Source organism: Aggregatibacter actinomycetemcomitans (genome assembly GCF_023518055.1).
Classification (GTDB): Bacteria; Pseudomonadota; Gammaproteobacteria; order Enterobacterales; family Pasteurellaceae; genus Aggregatibacter; species Aggregatibacter actinomycetemcomitans.
In genome coordinates this window covers 908,972-929,746 of sequence record NZ_CP085096.1, presented here as the reverse complement: position 1 = coordinate 929,746, position 20,775 = coordinate 908,972, and the positions used below count along the sequence as shown (strand labels likewise).

Genomic DNA, 20,775 nt, shown 5'->3' with positions numbered 1-20,775 from the left:
AGAAAAATCAGAAGCGGTATGCTAAACCGGTGAAGAACACAAGAGGATCCAATTTAATTTTTACTTCATGAGCCGCTCCTAACGCTTTAAATTTAGCGGTTGTTTTAATTTTGGTGTACCACATCGCGGTATTTAAATACACGTTATCGGTTAATTTAATATCGATACCGGCATTTAATATAGGGCTAAAAGAGTGTTTTTTCACATCAAGATCAGTAACAGCATTTACCATCGGTTTTGCACTAAAGAAGCGGGTATAGTTAATACCTGCCCCGACATAAGGGCGGGAACCGGAATCTTGATCTAAGAAATAATATTGAGCATACAGGCTGGGCGGCAATTGTTTAAGTTTAACCACATCACCTAAGCCTAACTTAAGCGCCGGTACAGTCGCACTAATTTTATGGGAAAAAGGCGTTGCACCCAATAACTCAATTCCAAAATTGTCAGTGAACATATAAGTGCCGGTTAAACCTAACTGTGCGTTATCTCCAACATCTAAATTCACATTAATCGGGGTTTTAGTGGCTGAGCTGGAATTGGCAGAAACAAAAATACCACCACCGCGAACAATAAAGCTGCCTGCTTCATGGGCATTTACCGCTCCCATTGCTAAAACAGACGCCAAACCTAAGATAATTTTGTGCTTTTGCATAATGAACTCCTAAAAATTATTATAACGTTTATCCCTAATAAAAATGTGTTTATTAAGCGCGGTGAAATATACCACTTTATGAGTAATGCAATATGTGATCTCAATCAAATTTTTGGAAATTAGAGAAAATAATTTAGAGAATCTACATCATTTTTACATCATCCTGCGTGAGGAAAACATTGTGTTAAATCAAAATGGAGTTTTTTATGTTTTTATCCCAAAAGGACAGTATAATTAAGCACTTTATTTCACATCAAATTGAGTAGATGAAATGCCAATTAACTTTACCCAAATCATTAAAGATAGCTTCCATTTCATACAAAATGAAAAACAAAGTGTCATTATATTGTCGGCACTCTATTTCTTTGCCAACATCGCCATAGCATTGTTGCAATCGTCAATGTTGCCAAATGAAGTCATTATTTCCTTAACCGAAAAACAAATCTCTCCTGCGATGTCAGAGGGACAAGCTATAGATTTAGTAATCTTCTTTTTTCTGAAACAATTTATCTATATTTTTATCAGTGCATGGTGCTTGGTGAGTATTCACCAAATCAGTCTGCGTCACTTTAATACCTTCCAACACAGCTTCTCCATAACCTTAAAACGTATTTGGGGAGCAATTTTAATTAGCTTTGTGATATGTATTCCAATCTTCATCGGACTGGCCGAAGCGATAATTGCAATTCAACAGAAAATACAACCATCAATCATCTCACTACTTGCTATCATTATCGGTATTGGATTATACATTCGCCTCTGTTTAGCGCCGGTGCATTACTTGCTGACAGATGACACCGTGAGCACTTGCGGAAAAACGATATGGCACGCTGCTATCGGGCGCGTTTCTATGTTAGTTATTTTCTGTTTACTCATCTATTTTCTTATACCGATAGCAGAAAATTTTCTTGTCAGTTTTTCAACTAATTCAATCATGGCGTTGATTACAGGTATCATGGTGGCATTCTTGAATATCTTTGCATTAATTGTGACCTACCGTTTTTACACACGCTTTCTTCCAAAGGTATAATATAAATGAAACAACTCCTTGAATTTATTCCGCTTATTTTATTCTTCGCCGTGTACAAACTAATGGGTATTCGCGCAGCGGCAGTCACCTTGGTGATTGCCACCATCGTGCAATTTATCATTTTGCAAGTGAAATACGGCAAAATTGAAGCTCAGCAAAAATTCGTTGCCGGCGCGGTGATTTTCTTCGGTACACTTACCGCTTATTTCAACGATCTTGAATTTTTAAAATGGAAAGTCACGATTATCTATGCTCTTTTCGCGTTGGTGTTATTAATCGCTCAATTCGGTTTCAAAAAACTGCTCATCAAACAATTGCTCGGTAAAGAAATCGAATTGCCCGAAGCCGTGTGGAAAAATGTAAATCTCGGCTGGAGCGGGTTCTTCATTTTGTGTATGCTGGTGAACATTTATATCAGCCAATATCTCTCCAACGATATTTGGGTGGACTTTAAATCCTTCGGTATTATCGGCATGACGTTTGTTGCCACTCTCATTACCGGTCTTTATATTTACCGTTATTTACCTAAAAACGAACAGGAACAAACAAAGGAATAAATTATGGTACATCAACCAGTTGATCCAAGAAACGCCCAACCGCACGGCACGTTATTGTTAAGAACTTTGGCGATGCCTTCCGACACCAACGCCAACGGCGATATTTTCGGCGGCTGGATTATGTCGCAAATGGATATGGGCGGCGCCATTCTCGCCAAAGAAATTGCCCACGGGCGTGTGGTGACCGTGGCGGTAGAAAGTATGAACTTCATCCGTCCGGTGACGGTCGGAGATGTGGTCTGCTGTTACGGACGCTGTTTATATGTAGGTCGCAGTTCGCTCAAAATCAAAGTGGAAGTGTGGGTGAAAAAAGTGGCAAGTGAACCCATCGGTGAACGTTATTGCGTCACCGAAGCGGTATTTACCTTCGTCGCCGTAAACAACGAGGGCAAATCCAGAGCGATTCCCCGTGAAAACAACCATGAATTGGATAACGCCTTAGCACAAATTCAAGCCCATCAAACGGAGAAATAATCATGTACTACGTTATTTTTGCGCAAGACAAACCGAATACCTTGGCACAACGTTTGAGCGTGCGTGAGCAACATCTCGCGCGCTTAACCCAATTACAGGCAGAAAATCGTTTACTCACCGCCGGTCCGAATCCGGCAATTGATGATGAAAACCCGGGCGACGCGGGTTTTTCAGGCTCCACCGTCATCGCACAATTTGATAGCCTGCAAGCCGCAAAAGACTGGGCAGCACAGGATCCTTATGTAGAAGCCGGCGTATATGGCGAAGTGATTGTTAAACCGTTTAAGAAAGTGTTTTAATCAATAGCGTTTGAGATAGCGCTTAATAGATGGCATTTAACAGATAGCCCGCGTCTCCCGACCACAGCTGTTCGAAACATTGCAACTATTTATATAAAAAGAAAAAAAACTTGGCTTCCCTCGTTCACGAGGGGAGCCGGGCGAAGCCCTGAGGGGGCAAAATCTCAATTTTTAAGCATGATCTTGTGGAAACATCAAGATAAATCCCCCCTTCCGCCCTTCGGGCACGTTATTCGCAAGTTCGAAAACTTACTTGCTCACCCCTTTGGGGTCGTTGGCAGAGCCAACGCTCAAAACGCAATGCGTTTTGTCCCCCGTAAACGGAGGAAGGCAAGATATTTAAAAATATCAATGAATTATAATGTTTCGAACAGTTATGGTCTCCCGACGCATGCTTATATCACGTAATAATATTAATAAATTAAAATACAGCCGTCGGCTTTAACAACGATATTTCAGCTTTCAGCCCATTTTCAAAGGCAGACTTACTATTCGCCTTTCCCATATTCACCACAGGAAAATAACTATGCGATATTTGAAACAAACAACAATTTCACTGTTAATTTTGACCGCACTTTCCTCCTCCTTTGCCAATCAGCACAAGGCGACAACGCATAAAGCGAATGTTGCCCATACGCACGCCAAACCGGAGCAACACCACGCAGAATTAAAACGGCTAAAACAGCGTGCAACTTTTCTGCAGTTAGAAAGCCTGCTGAAAAGTGCGGTCAAAAATAACGGCGTTTTTATCAACCAAACTGTATTCCTGAAACTGATTGAGGATTTGAAAGGCTATCCGTTGCAAACAGATGCCATAGCGGCTTATTTCGACGCCTGCATTAAAAGCGTAAATCACGACACATCGAAGGGAGAAGTTAAGGCGCTAAAACAGGACATTGAGCAATTTATCGAAAAGCATCCGACTCATTTTCTACGGGAAAAATTGGAACAAAGACTTTTTACCTTATTTATCAACACGGAAGATCTTGAAGGCTTAGTTGGTTACGCGCAACGGGTTAAACCGAAAGGGTTGGAAGCCCAACTTGCAGTGTTGAATGCCGAATATCAACTGGGGCGCAAACGTGCCGAATCTGATAAAAATCCGAATGCGAATGTGTCGAAAATCATCGCCCGTTATGAGCAACTTTGGTTAAACAATAGTGAACTGCCAAACGATGCGCAGCTACGGGCAAAATGGTATTCCGACGGCGGCAGAATGGCAGAAAAAGTGTATCAAAAAGCTGAGAATCTCTTTATCAAAAACAATGTAAAAGGCTTGGAATTGTTAGCAACAGAGTTAAAGAAGGCGGGTAATGTCAAAGAAAACGAAATAGTTGCCTCACGTTTACAACGTTTGCAGAAATTATTAAAAACACCGGCAAGTTTACCGGAATTAGCCAAATTACCGCCGGTCGAAGCCAATAATAAAATCATGCTGAAATTTGCCGTGCTGCAAAGTTTCACCCGTTATTTGCGTACGCTGCCGGAAAATATGAAAGAACCTAACTTTGCCGCTTATGCACAATGGGCGAAAGATTGGCAACTGAGCGAAGCCGAAATTCGTGAGTGGAAAATCGCCTTTCTCGGGCGTTTCTTTGATAACGAAAGCCCAAGCTTTCAATTATGGCGTGATGTGGAAGTCGCCAAGCTCAATGCCGACAATCTCACCGAGCGCCGCTTGCGCATGGCAATTAGGCAAAAAACCGATTTAACCCCATGGCTCAACGCCCTATCGGCAGAAGGCAAACAGAAACAGGAATGGCGTTATTGGCAGGCAAAAAATATGGCGAAAACCAACAGCAAAAAAACGCAGGAAATATTGACCGCACTTTCGCACGAACGGGGCTTTTATCCGATGCTGGCGGCGGCAAAACTGGATCCGAAAACTCGTGGCAGCGGTTATGATTTCGGTCAGCCAAAACTGCTCATAGCACCGAGTATCACCGATGCTACCTGGGCGGATACCTGCAAAGCCGTTAACCCGACATTAGACGAAATCGCCGAATTACGTCAATTAGATCGCCTCGGCGCGGCAAAACAGCGTTGGCGTTTCCTGCTGGAAAATCTTTCCGATGAAAATAAAAAAGAAAAACAAATCGCGCTCAGTCAATACGCCAATCAGCAAAATTGGTTTGATTTAGGTGTGGACGGTTCCATTATGGCAAAAGCCTTTAATTACATTCAGTTACGCTTGCCAAATGCCTACAGCGATTATTTTGATATTGCGCTCAGCCCGAAATTTATCAACAACAATAAACCGCAGGCAGTGGTGAATAATAATGTGACGAAAACCTTCGCCATGGCAATCGCCCGCCAGGAAAGCGCATGGAACCCGCAGGCGCAATCTTCCGCCAATGCACGGGGTTTAATGCAACTGCTGCCAAGCACCGCAAAAGCCACGGCAAACAACGCAAAATTGCCTTATACGGGCGAAGGGGATTTATTCAAGCCGCTCAATAATATTTTGCTCGGCACGGCACATCTGGCGGAACTGAATGCCAAATATCCGAACAACCGCATTTTGATCGCTTCCGCTTATAACGCAGGCGCCCATCGCGTAGAAAAATGGCTGGCGCGCGCCAACGGCAAGCTGGCAATGGATGAATTTGTGGCATCCATTCCGTTTTATGAAACCCGAGGCTATGTGCAAAATGTGTTAACTTACGATTTTTACTATCAAATTCTGCAGAAAAAAGAAGATCCACAAACCTTTAGCAATGAGGAATACGATCGGCTATACTAGGCGAACTAGTTTAATAGTATAGGATTGTTAATATGTACATTAGTCGCAACTTAGAACAATGGAACGCCTTTCTTAATATACTGCAAACCGCATTTGAACAAGGCAAAGCACAGGATGTATTAACCTTATTACTAACGCCGGATGAGCGCGACGCGCTGGGGCTTCGGCTCCAAATTGTCGCCCGGTTACTCAATAAAAATTTGCCGCAACGGGAAATTCAGCAAAATCTGAACACCAGCGCGGCAACCATCACACGGGGATCCAATATGCTAAAAACCATGGATCCCGCTTTCGTTGACTGGATAAAAACACAACTCAATGAGCAAGAAAAAAATCACTAAATCCCCTTTGGAATGGCTAAATCTACGTAACCTGAAGTTGCGCAGATTTACTTTTTTCAAGAAGTTCTCCACCAAAAGTGCGGTGTGTTTTTTATGTCGTTTTTTGCTGGCGATGACGGTGATTACCTTCGCCTTTCGCTTCATTCCCATCCCCTATTCCACCTATATGCTGCAACAGAAAGCGGCGCATTTATTCTCCGGCGATTTTGGCTATGAAACGCGCTACGATTGGGTCAGCTTAGATGAAATCTCCTGGCAAATGCAGCTTGCCGTCATTGCTGCCGAGGATCAGAATTTTCCCGAACATTACGGCTTTGATTTCAGCGCCATAAAAAGCGCATTTTCACATAATCAAAAAAGCACACGAATTCGCGGAGCCTCCACCATTTCCCAACAAACCGCCAAAAACCTTTATTTATGGCACGGGCAAAGCTGGTTACGTAAAGCCATTGAAGTGCCGACGACCTTGATGCTGGAAACCTTGTGGTCAAAAAAACGCATTTTAGAAGTGTATTTAAATATTGCCGAATTCGGGAATGGCATTTATGGTGTGGAAGCAGCAAGCCGTTTTTATTTCAAAAAGTCGGCAAAAAATTTATCGCAAAATGAAGCCGCACTTTTAGCCGCCGCGTTACCCAATCCGATTATTTACAAAGTCAATGCCCCCGGGATCTACACCAAACGCAGACAGATTTGGATTCAACGCCAAATGAATCAACTGGGAAAATCCTATTTAGAAAATATCAATTAATTCTCATTTATTTTAAAATCTAAAATAAATGACTTAAAATTGGAATCACCATTAATTTAAAACCAATACAACTTAGTGTTGCTATAGGCAATTCTACTTTCCAACTCTTCCAACAACATCTGAAAAGTCAGAAGTGGTTTCAAGTAAACTATCGAATAATCCCACCCCAACGATAACAATTTCTGAATATGCCCTGTAATACCCGTTAAAAATTCATTCAGAAAGCTATCAATTCGAGTAAAAACATTATTTGGCATTATTTTTTACCAAGCATTTTTAGATGTTCTTCACTTAATGAGCCATTTTTAAAACTATCTATATTAGCATAAGCACCCTTTACCGTCTGACATTTGTGTTCATCATTTAAAGCTCCACTAATACATTCATTTAATGTTTTATTTAACAGTTCTTCGTTCTGAAGATAATCATAAATTGTCATATTCTTTTCTTCACAACCAGCCAAAGCAAGCAAAGAACCGGCAATAAGAAGGGAAACAGATAATTTTTTCATAGAAAACTCCTTAATTTAAGATAGTGAGATAACATGTAGAAAACCAATAAAAAAGACCGCAAAACCGCGATCTTTTAGAAATTGGTGCTCTGGGCGAGACTTGAACTCGCATGACCTACGGTCACTACCCCCTCAAGATAGCGTGTCTACCAATTCCACCACCAGAGCTTAATTTGATAAATTTTATTGAGGAATATCGTTGTTTTTTGTGTCTAATACAGCTGGTGCTTGTTGTTGCTGTTGCTGCTGAATTTGTTCCGCTGTGCCGGATAAATCGTCAAATGCGCCTTGTTTTACGTTGTTTCTGTGCGAATTGATGTTGCCGATAACGATACTGATAATAAAGAAGAGAGTTGCTAAAATCGCTGTGGTTCGGGACAGGAAGTTACCTGCACCGGCGGAACCGAAAACCGTACCGGACGCGCCACCACCGAAAGATGCGCCTGCATCTGCGCCTTTACCTTGTTGTAACAGGATAAACGCGATAAGGGCAATGGAAACGACCAAATAAATGATTAACAAAGCTGAGTACATTTTATCTTCTCTGATTTAGCAAATTTTAATGAAAAATAACGGCGCAGATACTAACGGATATCTTGTCGTTTCGCAAGTCATTTTGTGCATTTTTAGGCGGTTTAGCGCAAATTCGATCAGAAAAAACACCGCTAAAAACCACCGCACTTTTCCGTTCCCGTTAACTTTTCGTGATTCTCGATGTTTTCTTTTTAATGCCCTGCTTTTTGACACCCGAATTATGCCGACTTAACTCACGCAAGGCGGAAAAATTAATGTAATGTAACAATTCCGGCAAAAGTTGCGTCAGGTTTTCCATAAATAGCTGATAACTCGCCTGTTTGCGGCTAATACCGTCCAACTGGGATTCCCAATGTGCGGTCATATCGGGCTGAGTTGCCACATCAGGCAAGGCGTTAATCAGAATCCTCCCTGCTTCAGTGCTGTGAATATTGCGCCCTTTTTTATACAGAAAACCGCGTTTAAACAACAACTCGATGATGCCCGCACGGGTGGCTTCGGTACCAAGCCCATCGGTTTCACGCAAGATTTTTTTCAATTCTTTATCCTGCACGAAGCGGGCAATGCCTGTCATGGCGGAAAGCAAAGTCGCGTCGGTGAAGTGTTTCGGCGGCTGCGTTTTTTTACTGACAATCTCGCCCTTTTCGCAATGCAGTATTTGCCCTTTTTTTACCACGGGCAGCAGCGCGTCCTGCTGTTCATCGTCATTGTCTTCTTTGCCCCAAAGTTGCTTCCAGCCGGCAATTTGCAAATTGCGCGCCTGTGCCACAAAGGTTCCGCCGGCGATATTTAAGGTGATTTTACATTTGCGGTATTCCGCATCAGGACAAAATTGCATGAGGTATTGGCGGGCAATCAGAAAATACACATTTTGTTCTGCCGAAGTCAAACCTACCGGGCGATTTTTTGCCGTGGGAATAATGGCGTGGTGCGCCTCCACTTTTTTATCGTTCCAGCAACGATTTTTCTGCTCGGGATCGATGATTTCCGGCAACGGCTGAAATTGGGATAAATGACTGGAAATCGCATTCATCACCGCCATTCGGTCGGCAAAATGCTCTTGTGGTAAATAGCGACAATCGGAACGGGGATAAGTAATCAATTTGTAGGTTTCATACAAGCGCTGACACGTGTCGAGCACCTCCTGCGCCGACATCCCAAAACGCTTGGCGGCATCAATTTGCAGGGCGGATAACGAATAAGGCAAAGGCGCCGTTTCTTTCTCTCGTTTGTCCGTGTAATCGGTGACTTCCGCCGGTTGGTCGGCAATGCGTTTTACCACATTTTCCGCCAGCGCGCGGGATAACACGCGTCCGTCATCGTCCTGATAATCTTCGCAGGCTTTGCTCGGTTGCCATAACGCGGAAAAAAGTGCGGTCGGTTTTTCAGGTGTTTTTTCACCTTTCGGATCCCGCACCCAAGCCAGCACTTCAAAAAAATCTTTCGGCTGAAAATGTTCGATTTCCAAATCACGGCGCACGATTAAACCAAGCACCGGTGTTTGTACGCGCCCGACGGAAAGCACGCCGTCGTAGCCCGCCTGCCGACCGTGAATAGTATAGGCGCGGGTCATGTTAATGCCGTATAACCAATCGGCACGGGCGCGGGCTAAGGCAGAAGTAGCAAGCGGGACAAAATCACGATTCGGCTGCAATTTTTTGATGGCTTTTTCTACCGCACTTGGGTTCAAATCGCTGATTAAACAGCGTTGAATGGCATTGCGTTTTTCCGCCGGCAGGTTGAGATAACTGAACACTTCGTCCACCAACAACTGTCCTTCGCGATCGGGGTCGCCGGCGTTGACCAAGACATCCGCTTGCTGCACTAATTTTTCAACGGTTTTCAGCTGTTTGTGGGTTTCTTTTTTCGGAATGAGTTGCCATTTTTGCGGCACGATGGGCAAATCTTCCAGCCGCCATTGTTTGAAACGCGCGTCGTACGCATCAGGCTCCGCCTGTTCCAGCAAATGCCCCACGCACCAAGTGACGCAGTCGTTCTCGCCGCATTTAATAAAACCGTCACCGCGCTGGTGCGGTTTCGGCAACACATCGGCGATGGCGCGTCCGAGGCTGGGTTTTTCCGCTATAAAAAGTCGCATAACAAGAAACGGGAGGACACGAAAAGAGGAGTTAGCCGATTTCACGGCGACCTAAGAAGGAATGGGTCAGCGTGGTGCCGTCCACCATTTCCAATTCGCCCCCCACCGGAATGCCGTGGGCAATACGGCTGACTTTGACGTTTTGTTGCAGGCAAAGCTCCGCAATGTAGTTTGCTGTGGCGTCGCCTTCTACCGTCGGGTTAGTGGCTAAAATCACTTCATTGAAAGATTCCGTTTGCAGGCGTTTTTGCAACAAATCCAAGCCAATTTCGCACGGGCCGATACCGTCCAGCGGCGACAAATGCCCCATCAGCACGAAATAACGCCCGGAAAACTGCCCTGTTTGCTCGATAGCAAGAATATCCGCCGGCGTTTCCACCACGCAAAGCAAGCCCGAATTTTGGCGGCGTGGATTACTGCAAATGTTGCACACGTCTTCTTCCGTAAAAGTGCGGCAATGTTCGCAATGCCCGATTTTCGACATCGCTTCCGTCAGCCCTTGCGCCAAGCGCATTCCGCCGCTGCGATTGCGTTGCAATAAATGATACGCCATACGTTGCGCGGATTTCGGACCGACGCCCGGCAATACGCGTAAACTTTCGATCAGATTTTCTAACAAGGGGCTGGTTTGCATAAGGTTCCCGATGGATTTGCTGAAAAAATAAACCGCACTTTGCCGTTAATAAAGAAAAAGTGCGGTCGTTTTTTAGGACGTTTTTTAAAACGGCATTTTGAAGCCCGGCGGTAAAGACATACCGGCGGTGACTGACGCCATTTTTTCTTTTTGTAACTCTTCGGCACGACGCACTGCATCGTTAAATGCCGCGGCGATTAAGTCTTCCAACATCTCTTTATCGTCTTCCATTAAAGAAGGATCGATTTCTACACGACGGCAGTTGTGGGCGCCGTTGATGGTGATTTTCACTAAGCCCGCGCCTGATTCGCCGGTCACTTCCAGTTGCGCAATTTCTTCCTGCATTTTTTGCATACGATCTTGCATTTGTTGGGCTTGTTTCATTAAATTGCCCAATCCGCCTTTTCCGAACATAAATTTTCTTCCGTTATTAAAAAGTTGAGTAAAAAAGTGCATGCATTTTAGCGAAAAATTTGCCGCTTGGAAACGATCAATTTTACCGTTACATTGCCTCATGCCACCATTCATATTATTATCCGCCCTTAAATTTACTGAAAAAAACCACCGCACTTTTTAGCCACTGTAAACAGGAAAAATCATGGAAACCCGATATTACATCACCATGCTAGCCGCTATGCTGGCACTGCAATTTATGCTATTTGGTTTTAGCCGAACACTTAACTGGATATTTAACCTTAACGGCAAAACACGCCGCACACTGACTATTGTGCTATTTCTTGGACTAAATGCGCTCGTATTAAGTGCGCCATTACGTCTTTACACGGAAAGTTTTCGTGTCAGCGCCTTGATTTTAACCCTTTTGCTCTTTTCAACGTTCAGCAGTTTGATCGTCGGTTTTCTCTATTTATTGCGCAAAAAATGGCGTCATTCCTTAAAATGGCTTTATCCAATCCTTTTTTTGAGTTTTATTACTGTCGGTTTATATAATGCTTACGCGCCGGTGGTGCGCCACTATCAGGTGCATTTGGACAAGCCGATGAAGCCGTTGCGGATCGGCATGGCAAGCGACACCCATTTAGGCAAGTTTTTTGGTGGAAAACAACTGGATAAACTTGCAGACATTATGCAACGGGAAAAAGTGGATATTATTTTGCTGCCGGGCGACATTATGGACGATAACGTCAATGCTTATTTAGCGGAGAAAATGCAACCGCACTTAGCCAAACTGAAAGCCCCGCTCGGCGTCTATGCCACCCTTGGCAATCATGATTTTTTCGGCGATCAGGCGCGCATTGAGCGGGAAATTCGGAATGCCGGTATTATTCCGCTGATGGATGAAAGCCTGGTGGTGGATAATCGCTTTGTGTTAATCGGGCGCAACGATGATTTAGTGACCAACCGCCCCTCTACGGAACAATTATTGAAAGGCGTAGATACTAATCTGCCGATTATCCTGTTGGATCATTGCCCGTCGGAAATTGAACAGCACGCCAAGCTGCCTATTGATATTCAACTCTCCGGGCACGCCCATAACGGACAAATTTTCCCGGCGAATCTGATCGTGAAATTCATTTACCGTTTAAGTTACGGTTACGAACAAATTAACGGCGTACACTTCTTCGTCACCTCCGGTTATGGCTTTTGGGGCGTTCCGATGCGTTTAGGCTCACAATCGGAAGTGATGATTATCGACGTGGTTGGAAGTTAAAAAGAACTATTCTCAATTCCAAGTTTCTGTGTATAATCTGAGCGGTTTTTTTTAACATTAGGACTCGGAAATGAAAAACTTTTTAAAAGCGACTTTCGCTTCACTTCTCTTTATTGGTTCAACTCACGCCGGCGCAGTAACGGTTACCGATACAAAAGGCGAATTTACTATTGATCAAACACCAACCCGTATTGTGGCGTTGGAATATTCCTTTGTGGATGCATTGGCGCAAGTAGGCGTTAGTCCTGTCGGGGTTGCCGATGACAACAATAAAGAACGGATTTTGAAAGAAGTACGCGACAAAATTGAATCTTGGCAATCCGTCGGTACCCGCTCGCAACCGAGCCTTGAAGCCATCGCGGCATTAAAACCCGATTTAATCATCGCCGATCCTTCCCGTCATACCGCCGTGTATGAAGAATTGAAAAAAATCGCACCGACCATGATGTTTGATTCCCGCCATGAAAGCTATCAGGAAAACCTGGAAACCGCGCAGAAAATCGGTGATGTCGTGGGTAAAGGCGGCGAAATGAAACTGCAAATCAACAAACATAACGAATACATCGAAAACATTGCCAAATCCATTAATGTGAAAGGACAAAAAGGCGTATTCGGCACATCCCGCGAAGATAAATTCAACCTACAAAACGACAACGGCTATGTCGCCAGCTTCTTAGGCGTACTCGGTTTTGAAACGCCGAAATTACCAAACAGCACTCAAGCCTTCGTGGAAATCAACCTGGAACAATTGGTCATGGAAAAACCGGATTATTTGTTCATTGCACACTATCGTCAGGAAAGTATCGCCCGCAAATGGGAAAACGAGCCTTTGTGGCAGGCGATTCCGGCGGTAAAAGCCAAACAGGTGTTCAGCGTTGATGCCGATATGTGGGCGCGCGGACGCGGTATGGCGGCCAGTGAAATTATGGCGAAGCAAGTTGAGCAATTTGTGCAGCAAAAATAATGTTAAGCACCACCGTTCGTTGGGGCTTGCCCATTATCTTACTGGCTTTCCTGTTATGGGGAAGCCTGTTTTTGTATTACCCCATCGCCATTGCCCCGTTAGATGCCTTAAACGCCTTTTTACCCGACGGGGATGATCTGGCGAAAATTACCGTGGTGGGTTTACGCTTTCCGCGTGCTTTGGTGGCAATCGCCCTTGGCGCAAATTTAGCGGTCGCCGGTGCCTTATTGCAAACCGTCACCCGCAACCCATTAGCCTCCCCTTCCCTGTTAAGCGTCAACTCAGGCGCTGGATTGGCAGTGGTCATCACCAGCGTCCTCAGCCCTTCACTGTTATCCGGTTACAGCATTGCTTTAATCGCAAGCATCGGGGGCGGCATCAGCTGGCTTACCGTGATGCTTATCAGCAATGCCTGGCACGACAATAGCGGCGATCGCAGTCGCGTCATTCTTGCCGGTATCGCCGTTTCCTTACTCTGCGCCGCCGCCACGAAATTACTCTTAATCGTCGCCGATGATAACGCCTTCGGCGTCATGAGTTGGCTTGCCGGCGGAATTTCTCACGCACGCTGGAAAGAATGGCATATCATTTGGCCTTTCTTACTATCAAGTGCGTTATTTTGTCTCTTCTTCGCCAGCAAGTTAAACCTGCTCAATCTCAGCGATGAATCCGCCCGTTCTTTGGGAATCAACCTTTTCCGCTTACGTTGGTATGCCAATATTATGGCATTACTCATCGTCGGTTCCGCCGTCAGCGTTGCCGGTCCGGTGGCGTTTATCGGACTGCTGATTCCCCATTTGGCGCGTTATTGGATCGGTTACGATTTACGCAAATCCCTCCCCATGTCCATGTTGCTTGGCGCCATGTTAATGCTCATCGCAGACACCATGGCAAGAGCGGTCAATTTTCCAAACGAAGTGCCTGCCGGCGCGGTATTGGCACTCATCGGCGCACCGGTATTCGTGTTATTTGCCAGAGGAAGACGCTGATGAAAAATGCCTATCATAAATTGCTTTCTCTCGGTTTTTACCCGTTTGCCGTGGTCGCCGTTATTGCCTTATTTATTTTAAGTCTTCGCTTAGGCACTTATACCCTCTCCTTTTCGGAAATTGTCGCGGCGTTTAATTCCGACGATAAAAACCATTTCACGCTGATTGAATACCGCCTGCCCCGTGCGTTGCTGGCAATTTTTATCGGCGGTACATTAGCCATTTCCGGGGTGTTGGTGCAAAGTGTGGTGCGTAATCCGTTAGCGTCACCGGATATTCTGGGCATTAATAACGCGGCGGGGCTGGTTGCCATCGCCATATTAATCTTTTTGCCGAACCTCGCCTTTTACTGGATTCCATTCTTTGCGTTTATCGGCGGCATATTGTCTTTCATCTTGTTATGGGTGATTTGCGGCTTTAATTTCCGTCCGATCAGAATGGCGATCATCGGAGTGGCGATTTCCGCCTTGTGGGCGGCGATCAACCATTATGTGATGCTCACCAATCCTGTAGAAATCAACACGGCAATGCTCTGGCTGACAGGCAGTTTATGGGGAAGAAGCTGGACCTACGCGAATGTGGTGTTGCCTTGGCTATTCCTTCTGCTGCCCCTACCGTTCATTTTTTGCCGCGATCTCGACACCTTGGGCTTGGGCGAAAATAAAGCCGCCACCTTGGGCGTTCACGTCAACAAAACTCAGATTTTCGTCTTAGTGCTGGCAGTAGCGCTCTCCACCACCGCTGTCGCCATTTGCGGCCCTATCGCCTTTTTAGGTTTGGTCGCACCGCATTTGGCACGCAAATTGGTGGGCGGACGACACCGCACTTTACTGCCTGCGGCATTGTTAATCGGAGCGTTATTGCTACAAATTTCCGATATTTTAGCGCGCGTCATCGATCCGCCGACCGAGTTGCCGGCAGGCATTCTGACCGCCATTATCGGCGCCCCTTACTTCTTCTATTTATTGATGAGAACCAAATAATGAGTATTGTTATCAACAACTTACAATTGGGTTATCAAAATAAAATCATCGTGCAGGATTTGTCGTTGGACTTTCCGCATAACCAAGTGATTGCCTTAATCGGACCGAACGGTTGCGGCAAATCCACCACCCTGAAAGCCATTGCCCGCCTGCTCAAACCGCGTACCGGCAAGATTACACATCATGGCAAAGATATTTGGCAAAGCACCCCGAAAGAATACGCCAAAGCCCTGTCTTTCCTGCCGCAACAACATTTAGTGCCGGAGGGCATTAAAGTGCGCGAGCTGATCGCCTACGGTCGTTCGCCTTATTTAAATTTATGGGGCAAATTGAACGATAAAGATGAAGCGTTGGTAACCTGGTCAATGGAACAAACCCACACCACAGAGTTGGCGAACAGATTAGTCTCCGATTTATCCGGCGGTCAGCAACAACGGGTATTCTTAGCCATGACATTGGCGCAGGATGCGGAATTGGTTTTGTTAGATGAACCCACCACTTATCTCGATTTAAACCGCCAAGCGGAACTCATGGGCATGATGCGCCAAATGCAACAAAACGGCAAAACCGTGATCACCGTACTGCATGATTTAAACCAAGCCTGTCGTTACTGCGATTATTTGGTCGTGCTAAAAGACGGCAACCTGATGGCGAAAGGCACGCCGGATGAAGTGATGTCGGAAGAACTTTTGAAAACCGTGTTTGACCTGGATGTGGAGATTCATCGCGATCCGGTCAGCCAAACACCGATGTTTATTTTGAAATAAGTGAGCCAAAAGTGCGGTCGAAAAACACATTATTTTTTCACCGTACTTTTATCGCCTGCGTATTACTAGGCATTATCAATGGCGAAAGAAATCACTTCTTTAATGCTTTCCGCACCCATGGCAATCATCAACAGACGATCCACGCCAAGCGCCACACCGGAACAGTTCGGAATGCCCGCTTGCAAAGCGGATAACAAACGGGTATCAATCGTTTGTGGCGGCAAGCCCATTTTTTCCCGCTGGTGATTATCCTGTTCAAAACGTCTTAATTGTTCGCGCGCGTCGGACAGTTCATGAAAACCATTGGCAAGCTCCAAGCCTTTATAGTAAAACTCGAAACGTTCCGCCACCCGTAAATCTTCCGAACTGATTTGTGCCAACGCCGCCTGACTTGCCGGGAAATGATACACCACCACGGGGCTTTCCTGCCCGATTTGCGCTTCCACCACGGCGCTGAAAAGGAATTGTAACAAAGTGTCGCGATTTTCTTCTTCGGCGTTCATCAGTTGATATTTTTTGGCTTTTTCCACCAATTCTTCATGTTCCGCCGATAAAGGATCCAAGCCCACATATTGCTGAAAAGCGAACTGATAACTCATGCTCTCCGCCGGTGGGCATTCCAGAATCTGCTGCAACAAATCATCCACTTCATTGATTAAACGGTACATATCGAAATGCGGGCGATACCATTCCAGCATGGTAAATTCCGGATTGTGACGATTGCCTGCTTCTTCGTTACGAAACACTTTGCCGATTTGAAAAATCGGACCGCTGCCCGCCGCCAACAAACGTTTCATGTGATATTCCGGGCTGGTGGAAAGCCACAATTTTTTAGATTGCTCGCCGAAAGGGGAAATGAATTCCGTGCTAAAGGTAGCAAGGTGAACATCTGTCACACCAAATTCGCTTAACACCGGTGTTTCCACTTCCAATAAACCACGATCGGTGAAAAATCGACGAATTTCCGCCATGAATTTGGCGCGGGCAAGTAAATTTTTAATGGATGCCGTGGGCTGCCATTGTTCCTGTTCCAACATAAAAATGGCCTTTCATTTTGGTGGGGGGAAATTATCGGTTCATTCTAAAGCAAGTCGGCACAAATGCAAAAACACCTTGAGAATCGACCGCACTTTTTACTCTCACCGTGTATTTTTGCACAATATTTAAGAATAAAAAACGAACAACTCACTCTTCTTTCTAACTTTTTTGAGTTAGATCACGAAAGTATAACAAAAGTGAGAAAAAAGATTTTAATCCCCCCAAATAGTGGCAAAATGACGCTACCCTAACAGTCCAAAGTTATTTGGTATTTTTTATTACTATCCCTTTACTTGGAGGAATATCGTGCAAACTGTTAACGTCGATATCGCCATTGTTGGCGCAGGTGGTGGTGGTTTACGTGCGGCGATTGCTGCAGCTCAAGCTAATCCAAATCTTAAAATTGCTTTAATATCAAAAGTTTATCCAATGCGCAGTCATACTGTTGCGGCTGAAGGTGGTGCTGCGGCAGTCATTAAAGAAGAAGATTCCTACGACAAACACTTCCATGATACCGTTGCCGGTGGTGACTGGTTATGTGAACAAGATGTGGTGGAATATTTCGTTGAACATTCCCCGGTGGAAATGACTCAGCTTGAACGTTGGGGCTGCCCTTGGAGTCGTAAAACCGATGGTGATGTGAACGTGCGTCGTTTCGGTGGAATGAAAATCGAACGTACTTGGTTCGCCGCCGATAAAACCGGTTTCCATTTGCTTCACACCTTATTCCAAACCTCCATTCAATTCCCGCAAATCATCCGTTTCGATGAACACTTCGTGTTGGATATTTTAGTAGATGACGTTCATGCCCGCGGTATGGTTGCCATGAACATGATGGAAGGCACCTTGGTACAAATCAATGCCAATGCGGTGGTTATCGCAACCGGCGGTGGTTGCCGTGCATTCCGTTTCAATACCAACGGCGGTATCGTGACCGGTGACGGCTTATCCATGGCATATCGTCACGGCGTTCCTCTGCGCGACATGGAATTCGTCCAATATCACCCGACCGGCTTACCGAACACCGGCATCTTAATGACCGAAGGTTGTCGTGGTGAAGGCGGTATTTTGGTCAATAAAGACGGCTACCGCTACTTACAAGATTACGGTTTGGGACCGGAAACCCCAATCGGCAAACCGGAAAACAAATACATGGAATTAGGTCCGCGCGATAAAGTTTCCCAAGCTTTCTGGCAAGAATGGCGTAAAGGCAACACGTTAAAAACCGCGAAAGGCGTTGATGTGGTGCATTTGGATTTACGCCATCTCGGTGAAAAATACTTACACGAGCGTTTACCGTTCATTTGCGAATTGGCGAAAGCTTATGAAGGTGTGGATCCGGCACAAGCGCCGATTCCGGTACGTCCTGTTGTACACTACACTATGGGCGGTATCGAAGTTGACTTCAACAGCGAAACCCGCATTAAAGGCTTATTTGCTGTGGGCGAATGTGCCTCTTCCGGCTTACACGGTGCCAACCGTTTAGGCTCCAACTCCTTGGCTGAATTAGTGGTATTAGGTCGCGTCGCCGGTAAATACGCCGCACAACGCGCCGTTGAAGCTACTCCTGCCAACCAAGCGGCAGTAGATGCGCAAGCACAAGACATTGTTAATCGTTTGAACGCATTATACGATCAAGAAGGTACCGAATCCTGGTCCGATATTCGTGATGAAATGGGTCAAGCCATGGAAGAAGGTTGCGGTATTTATCGTACCCAAGAAAGTATGCAACAAGCGGTGGATAAAATCGCCGAACTCAAAGAACGTTACAAACATATTCGTATTACCGATCGTTCCAGCGTGTTCAACACAAACGTGCTCTACACCGTGGAATTAGGTTATATCCTGGATGTGGCACAATCTATCGCCAATTCCGCTATTGAACGTAAAGAATCCCGTGGCGCGCACCAACGCTTGGATTACACCGAACGTGATGATGTGAACTACTTAAAACATACCTTAGCGTTTTATAACGAAAACGGCGCACCGCGTATCGAATACAGCCCGGTGAAAATCACCAAATCACAACCGGCAAAACGTGTTTACGGCGCGGAAGCAGAAGCTGCAGAAGCGGCAGCGAAGGCGAAAGAACAAGCTCAAGCGGGTAAGGAGTAATAACATGGCCGAACAACCAATCATGAACGTTGAGATTCTACGTTACAATTCTGAAGTCGATAAAGAGCCGCACTTAAAAACTTACCAAGTACCTTTCGACAGCCAAACCTCGTTGCTTGATGCCTTAGGTTACATTAAAGATAAATTGGAACCAGAACTTTCCTATCGCTGGTCTTGCCGTATGGCGATTTGCGGTTCTTGCGGGATGATGGTCAACAACATTCCGAAACTGGCGTGTAAAACCTTCCTGCGCGACTACAGCGGTCATATGCGTATCGAGCCGCTCGCCAACTTCCCGATTGAACGTGACTTAGTGGTTGACCTAAGCCATTTCATCGAAAGTCTGGAAGCCATCAAGCCTTACATTATCGGCAACAAAATGCCGGAATTAGACGGCAAACCGCATCCGTCAAAAGAATTGGCAAAAAGCCGTACCAAACAAACACCGGCACAATTGGAAAAATACCGTCAATTCTCCATGTGTATCAACTGTGGCTTATGCTATGCCGCTTGCCCGCAATTCGGTTTAAATCCTGAATTCGTCGGTCCTGCCGCGTTAACCTTGGCACACCGTTATAACTTAGATAACCGTGACCACGGTCAAGCGGAACGGATGAAAATCATGAACGGCGAAAACGGCGTTTGGTCCTGTACCTTCGTCGGTGCCTGTTCCGAAGTTTGTCCGAAACACGTAGGCCCGGCAACCGCCATTAACCAAGGTAAATTAGAAAGTGCGAAAGACTATCTGATTTCCATGCTTAAACCGAAAGCATAAGGGGAGAGATTATGACAACAACCGTAACTAAACGTAAAAAATACGTCCGTGAAATCACCCCGACTTGGTGGAAAAGTTGGGATTTCTACAAATTCTATATGGTGCGTGAAGCCACCGCACTACCGACCGTCTGGTTCAGCCTGGTGTTGCTTTACGGTGTGATTTGTTTGGGTAAAGCGGACGGTTTTATCGCAAGCTTCATTCCATTCCTGCAAAATCCGATTGTAGTGATTCTCAACATTATTTCACTTGCTGCATTATTGTTGCACGCCGTGACATTATTTGACATGACCGGTGAAGTGATATCCGGCAGCACCGGATTACCGCCGACATTAATCAAAAACGCGTTACGCGGATTATTCGTCGCCGTCACCGTATTGGCTTTAGTACTTGTATTTATCTAGGGAGGAGACATGGTTAATCAAAATCCAAAACGTTCAAACGAACCGCCTGTATGGTTAATGTTCAGTGCGGGTGGCATGGTTAGCGGTCTAGCTTTCCCGGTACTCATTCTGATCATCGGTTTATTATTGCCTTTCGGCTTAGTCAGCCCGGATAACATCATTGCCTTCGCGCACCATTGGTTCGGCAAATTAGTTATCCTCGTGCTCACCATCTTCCCGATGTGGGCTGGCTTACACCGCGTCCACCACGGAATGCACGACATTAAAGTTCACGTCCCAGCCGGCGGATTCATCTTCTACGGTTTGGCAACACTTTATAGCATTATCGTGTTATTCGCTGTGTGCAATATCTAACCCAAATAGCAACAAAAAACGCTCTCAATGCGGGGCGTTTTTTATGTCTGTCATCATTGTTTTACCAAAAAGTGCGGTCTCTTTTTTGCG

Annotated in this window: 23 protein-coding genes and 1 tRNA gene; 16 read left to right on the top strand and 8 right to left on the bottom strand. The window is 45.4% G+C overall.

Going from position 1 to position 20,775, the window contains the following annotated elements; all coding sequences use genetic code 11:
• Positions 1 to 7 precede the first annotated feature (7 nt).
• A complete protein-coding gene (locus tag LIN98_RS04805; RefSeq protein ID WP_005564066.1) occupies positions 8 to 655 on the bottom strand; it encodes an OmpW/AlkL family protein in 648 nt (215 codons plus the stop codon).
• A 271-nt stretch (positions 656 to 926) separates the two neighbouring features.
• Between LIN98_RS04805 and LIN98_RS04800 the strand changes: the two genes are divergently transcribed.
• The 7 genes from LIN98_RS04800 (at position 927) to mtgA (ending at position 6,850) form a co-directional block, all read left to right on the top strand.
• On the top strand, positions 927 to 1,685 hold the full coding sequence (locus LIN98_RS04800) for a hypothetical protein (protein ID WP_005542670.1): 759 nt from the start codon (positions 927 to 929) through the stop codon (positions 1,683 to 1,685).
• 5 nt (positions 1,686 to 1,690) lie between these two features.
• Entirely contained in the window at positions 1,691 to 2,242 is a 552-nt protein-coding gene (locus LIN98_RS04795; protein ID WP_005564069.1) for a septation protein A, read from the top strand.
• A gap of 3 nt (positions 2,243 to 2,245) precedes the next feature.
• Entirely contained in the window at positions 2,246 to 2,716 is a 471-nt protein-coding gene (gene yciA, locus LIN98_RS04790) for an acyl-CoA thioester hydrolase YciA (protein ID WP_005564070.1), read from the top strand.
• 2 nt (positions 2,717 to 2,718) lie between these two features.
• Positions 2,719 to 3,015: a YciI family protein gene (locus LIN98_RS04785; RefSeq protein ID WP_005542676.1), complete on the top strand. Its 297-nt coding sequence runs from the start codon at positions 2,719 to 2,721 to the stop codon at positions 3,013 to 3,015.
• Between the two features lie 526 nt (positions 3,016 to 3,541).
• The gene (locus LIN98_RS04780) at positions 3,542 to 5,758 is read left to right on the top strand and encodes a transglycosylase SLT domain-containing protein (RefSeq protein WP_148322058.1); all 2,217 of its coding nucleotides are present in this window, start codon (positions 3,542 to 3,544) and stop codon (positions 5,756 to 5,758) included.
• Positions 5,759 to 5,790: 32 nt separating this feature from the next.
• Positions 5,791 to 6,099 (top strand): trp operon repressor, encoded by a 309-nt coding sequence (trpR, locus tag LIN98_RS04775; protein ID WP_005546559.1) that lies wholly within the window; start codon positions 5,791 to 5,793, stop codon positions 6,097 to 6,099.
• Positions 6,077 to 6,850, top strand: coding sequence for a monofunctional biosynthetic peptidoglycan transglycosylase (mtgA, locus tag LIN98_RS04770; protein WP_014167644.1), 774 nt, complete (start codon positions 6,077 to 6,079; stop codon positions 6,848 to 6,850). Before trpR ends, mtgA begins: the two co-directional genes overlap by 23 nt.
• A 256-nt stretch (positions 6,851 to 7,106) precedes the next feature.
• Here mtgA and LIN98_RS04765 read toward each other — a convergent pair whose 3' ends face one another.
• From LIN98_RS04765 to LIN98_RS04740, 6 genes are all read right to left on the bottom strand, one after another.
• The gene (locus tag LIN98_RS04765; RefSeq protein WP_005567878.1) at positions 7,107 to 7,361 is read right to left on the bottom strand and encodes an EexN family lipoprotein; all 255 of its coding nucleotides are present in this window, start codon (positions 7,359 to 7,361) and stop codon (positions 7,107 to 7,109) included.
• An 82-nt stretch (positions 7,362 to 7,443) separates the two neighbouring features.
• Positions 7,444 to 7,529, bottom strand: a tRNA-Leu gene (locus LIN98_RS04760).
• Positions 7,530 to 7,544: 15 nt separating this feature from the next.
• Positions 7,545 to 7,895, bottom strand: coding sequence for a preprotein translocase subunit SecG (gene secG, locus LIN98_RS04755; RefSeq protein ID WP_005567879.1), 351 nt, complete (start codon positions 7,893 to 7,895; stop codon positions 7,545 to 7,547).
• A 160-nt stretch (positions 7,896 to 8,055) separates the two neighbouring features.
• Complete coding sequence (locus LIN98_RS04750; RefSeq protein ID WP_014167642.1) at positions 8,056 to 9,993, bottom strand: DNA topoisomerase III; 1,938 nt, start codon at positions 9,991 to 9,993, stop codon at positions 8,056 to 8,058.
• A gap of 31 nt (positions 9,994 to 10,024) precedes the next feature.
• Positions 10,025 to 10,627: a recombination mediator RecR gene (recR, locus tag LIN98_RS04745; RefSeq protein ID WP_005567882.1), complete on the bottom strand. Its 603-nt coding sequence runs from the start codon at positions 10,625 to 10,627 to the stop codon at positions 10,025 to 10,027.
• Positions 10,628 to 10,711: 84 nt separating this feature from the next.
• Positions 10,712 to 11,041 (bottom strand): YbaB/EbfC family nucleoid-associated protein, encoded by a 330-nt coding sequence (locus LIN98_RS04740; protein ID WP_005546714.1) that lies wholly within the window; start codon positions 11,039 to 11,041, stop codon positions 10,712 to 10,714.
• 184 nt (positions 11,042 to 11,225) lie between these two features.
• Here LIN98_RS04740 and LIN98_RS04735 point away from each other — a divergent pair, with 184 nt between their 5' ends.
• From LIN98_RS04735 to fecE, 5 genes are all read left to right on the top strand, one after another.
• Positions 11,226 to 12,296: a metallophosphoesterase gene (locus LIN98_RS04735; protein ID WP_014167641.1), complete on the top strand. Its 1,071-nt coding sequence runs from the start codon at positions 11,226 to 11,228 to the stop codon at positions 12,294 to 12,296.
• Between the two features lie 70 nt (positions 12,297 to 12,366).
• A complete protein-coding gene (locus LIN98_RS04730; RefSeq protein WP_249856175.1) occupies positions 12,367 to 13,260 on the top strand; it encodes a Fe(3+) dicitrate ABC transporter substrate-binding protein FecB in 894 nt (297 codons plus the stop codon).
• On the top strand, positions 13,260 to 14,249 hold the full coding sequence (gene fecC / locus LIN98_RS04725; protein ID WP_005571284.1) for an iron-dicitrate ABC transporter permease FecC: 990 nt from the start codon (positions 13,260 to 13,262) through the stop codon (positions 14,247 to 14,249). Before LIN98_RS04730 ends, fecC begins: the two co-directional genes overlap by 1 nt.
• On the top strand, positions 14,249 to 15,232 hold the full coding sequence (gene fecD, locus LIN98_RS04720) for a Fe(3+) dicitrate ABC transporter permease subunit FecD (RefSeq protein ID WP_005590448.1): 984 nt from the start codon (positions 14,249 to 14,251) through the stop codon (positions 15,230 to 15,232). The genes fecC and fecD overlap by 1 nt, the downstream gene beginning before the upstream one ends.
• A complete protein-coding gene (gene fecE, locus LIN98_RS04715; RefSeq protein ID WP_005546725.1) occupies positions 15,232 to 15,999 on the top strand; it encodes a Fe(3+) dicitrate ABC transporter ATP-binding protein FecE in 768 nt (255 codons plus the stop codon). Before fecD ends, fecE begins: the two co-directional genes overlap by 1 nt.
• Before the next feature lie 65 nt (positions 16,000 to 16,064).
• On the opposite strand, the gene epmA is transcribed toward fecE, so the two are convergent.
• Positions 16,065 to 17,036, bottom strand: coding sequence for an elongation factor P--(R)-beta-lysine ligase (epmA, locus tag LIN98_RS04710; RefSeq protein ID WP_005546728.1), 972 nt, complete (start codon positions 17,034 to 17,036; stop codon positions 16,065 to 16,067).
• 307 nt (positions 17,037 to 17,343) lie between these two features.
• Between epmA and frdA the strand changes: the two genes are divergently transcribed.
• The 4 genes from frdA to frdD are packed head-to-tail and all read left to right on the top strand — an operon-like array spanning position 17,344 to position 20,685.
• Entirely contained in the window at positions 17,344 to 19,152 is a 1,809-nt protein-coding gene (frdA, locus tag LIN98_RS04705) for a fumarate reductase (quinol) flavoprotein subunit (RefSeq protein WP_005570863.1), read from the top strand.
• A gap of 4 nt (positions 19,153 to 19,156) precedes the next feature.
• Complete coding sequence (locus LIN98_RS04700; protein ID WP_005546732.1) at positions 19,157 to 19,927, top strand: succinate dehydrogenase/fumarate reductase iron-sulfur subunit; 771 nt, start codon at positions 19,157 to 19,159, stop codon at positions 19,925 to 19,927.
• 11 nt (positions 19,928 to 19,938) lie between these two features.
• A complete protein-coding gene (gene frdC, locus LIN98_RS04695) occupies positions 19,939 to 20,331 on the top strand; it encodes a fumarate reductase subunit FrdC (protein WP_005570869.1) in 393 nt (130 codons plus the stop codon).
• A 9-nt stretch (positions 20,332 to 20,340) separates the two neighbouring features.
• The gene (frdD, locus tag LIN98_RS04690) at positions 20,341 to 20,685 is read left to right on the top strand and encodes a fumarate reductase subunit FrdD (RefSeq protein ID WP_005542720.1); all 345 of its coding nucleotides are present in this window, start codon (positions 20,341 to 20,343) and stop codon (positions 20,683 to 20,685) included.
• Positions 20,686 to 20,775: the final 90 nt, after the last annotated feature.

Coding starts and splice junctions, on each gene's coding strand:
- frdC (WP_005570869.1), top strand. CDS start 19,939: ATGACAACAACCGTAACTAAACGTAAAAAATACGTCCGTGAAATCACC.
- LIN98_RS04805 (WP_005564066.1), bottom strand. CDS start 655: ATGCAAAAGCACAAAATTATCTTAGGTTTGGCGTCTGTTTTAGCAATG.
- LIN98_RS04800 (WP_005542670.1), top strand. CDS start 927: ATGCCAATTAACTTTACCCAAATCATTAAAGATAGCTTCCATTTCATA.
- epmA (WP_005546728.1), bottom strand. CDS start 17,036: ATGTTGGAACAGGAACAATGGCAGCCCACGGCATCCATTAAAAATTTA.
- LIN98_RS04765 (WP_005567878.1), bottom strand. CDS start 7,361: ATGAAAAAATTATCTGTTTCCCTTCTTATTGCCGGTTCTTTGCTTGCT.
- fecE (WP_005546725.1), top strand. CDS start 15,232: ATGAGTATTGTTATCAACAACTTACAATTGGGTTATCAAAATAAAATC.
- secG (WP_005567879.1), bottom strand. CDS start 7,895: ATGTACTCAGCTTTGTTAATCATTTATTTGGTCGTTTCCATTGCCCTT.
- LIN98_RS04795 (WP_005564069.1), top strand. CDS start 1,691: ATGAAACAACTCCTTGAATTTATTCCGCTTATTTTATTCTTCGCCGTG.
- mtgA (WP_014167644.1), top strand. CDS start 6,077: ATGAGCAAGAAAAAAATCACTAAATCCCCTTTGGAATGGCTAAATCTA.
- fecD (WP_005590448.1), top strand. CDS start 14,249: ATGAAAAATGCCTATCATAAATTGCTTTCTCTCGGTTTTTACCCGTTT.
- LIN98_RS04750 (WP_014167642.1), bottom strand. CDS start 9,993: ATGCGACTTTTTATAGCGGAAAAACCCAGCCTCGGACGCGCCATCGCC.
- LIN98_RS04730 (WP_249856175.1), top strand. CDS start 12,367: ATGAAAAACTTTTTAAAAGCGACTTTCGCTTCACTTCTCTTTATTGGT.
- trpR (WP_005546559.1), top strand. CDS start 5,791: ATGTACATTAGTCGCAACTTAGAACAATGGAACGCCTTTCTTAATATA.
- LIN98_RS04735 (WP_014167641.1), top strand. CDS start 11,226: ATGGAAACCCGATATTACATCACCATGCTAGCCGCTATGCTGGCACTG.
- LIN98_RS04700 (WP_005546732.1), top strand. CDS start 19,157: ATGGCCGAACAACCAATCATGAACGTTGAGATTCTACGTTACAATTCT.
- LIN98_RS04785 (WP_005542676.1), top strand. CDS start 2,719: ATGTACTACGTTATTTTTGCGCAAGACAAACCGAATACCTTGGCACAA.
- fecC (WP_005571284.1), top strand. CDS start 13,260: ATGTTAAGCACCACCGTTCGTTGGGGCTTGCCCATTATCTTACTGGCT.
- LIN98_RS04740 (WP_005546714.1), bottom strand. CDS start 11,041: ATGTTCGGAAAAGGCGGATTGGGCAATTTAATGAAACAAGCCCAACAA.
- yciA (WP_005564070.1), top strand. CDS start 2,246: ATGGTACATCAACCAGTTGATCCAAGAAACGCCCAACCGCACGGCACG.
- recR (WP_005567882.1), bottom strand. CDS start 10,627: ATGCAAACCAGCCCCTTGTTAGAAAATCTGATCGAAAGTTTACGCGTA.
- LIN98_RS04780 (WP_148322058.1), top strand. CDS start 3,542: ATGCGATATTTGAAACAAACAACAATTTCACTGTTAATTTTGACCGCA.
- frdD (WP_005542720.1), top strand. CDS start 20,341: ATGGTTAATCAAAATCCAAAACGTTCAAACGAACCGCCTGTATGGTTA.